Source organism: Psychrobacter sp. DD43 (assembly GCF_904846555.1).
GTDB classification, from domain to species: Bacteria; Pseudomonadota; Gammaproteobacteria; order Pseudomonadales; family Moraxellaceae; genus Psychrobacter; species Psychrobacter cryohalolentis.
Window position 1 is genome coordinate 1 of the sequence record NZ_CAJHBE010000043.1, and the last position, 1,174, is coordinate 1,174.

1 protein-coding gene is annotated in these 1,174 nt (G+C 42.1%); it reads left to right on the top strand.

Annotated elements, in window-relative coordinates; genetic code table 11:
* Nucleotides 1-1,106, top strand: a protein-coding gene (locus tag JMX89_RS12730; protein ID WP_227673104.1) for an IS3 family transposase whose coding sequence is annotated in 2 segments (ribosomal slippage) — nucleotides 1-235 and nucleotides 235-1,106 — 1,107 coding nt annotated over the 2 segments. Because the reading frame shifts where the segments join, the coding sequence is not laid out codon by codon here. This gene is flagged as partial in the annotation.
* Between the last annotated feature and the right edge of the window lie 68 nt (nucleotides 1,107-1,174).

Genomic DNA, 1,174 nt, shown 5'->3' on the forward strand with positions numbered 1-1,174 from the left:
CAAGCAATTTATGGCATACAAGGACGCAGTACCGTTTTGGTGTGGCTGCGAAAGCATGGTAAATTAGACTGGACCCATCCCCTTAAGAGCCAGACTATGCCGCATAAAGAAACCCCTGCCCAAACCATCAAACGTTTAGAGCGTGAACTGGCTGATGCTAAAGCACATAACCTTATTTTAAGTAAAGTAGTCGAAGTATTTGAAAATGACTATGGAGAAAATGCTAGAAAAAAGTCTTCTACGGCATCCTTTGGAAACTCAAAACAGACAAACAAATAAGTTTAGCTCAAGGATGTCGTTTGCTTAGTGTTAGTCCGCAAGCGGTATATCAACATCGTATTCGGCAGCATGACAAAGCAAGCAAGTTTACTGTCATCAAAGACTGGGTACAAGCGTATCGAATGCTCATGCCTCGTATAGGTGGTCGGAAGTTATATTGGCTCATTAAGCCTAAGCTGATGGCTCATGGCATAAAGATTGGCCGTGATGGCTTCTTTGATTATCTAAGAGCACACCGCTTGTTGGTTAAGCCCAAACGTAGCTATACAAAGACGACCTTTAGTAAGCACTGGATGAAAAAGCATCCCAATCTAACGAAAGATGCCCCTGCGCCTATCAAGCCTGAACAAACCTTGGTGGCTGATATTACTTATGTCACATCCAAACAAGGGACGCACTACCTATCGTTAGTAACGGATGGGTATTCAAGACAGATTATGGGGTATCATTTAAGTGAGAGTATGCCAGCGACTGAGGTTGTAAAAGCGCTTAAGATGGCAGCTCAAAGGCGGCGTTATACTCATAAAGCGATTCATCACTCTGATAGAGGCCTTCAGTACTGTGCATCAGAGTATCAAGAGGTGCTTAGAGCAAATAACATCACACCGTCTATGACCGATGGCTATGATTGTTATCAAAATGCATTGGCTGAGCGCGTTAATGGGATTTTAAAGAATGAGTTCTTGTTGTATGAGTGCAATACGATGAGTGAGCTTAAACAGCTGATCGATGAGTCTGTTTATGTCTATAACCATATCAGACCGCATTTAAGTTTAAATATGAGAACACCTGCTGAGGTACATGACGGTTATTCATGTCCTGCTTAATACAAAAAAGCCAGATACTCAGGGTATCTGGCTTAGCAAAAACTATCAATCTATTTTAGGACGAGACA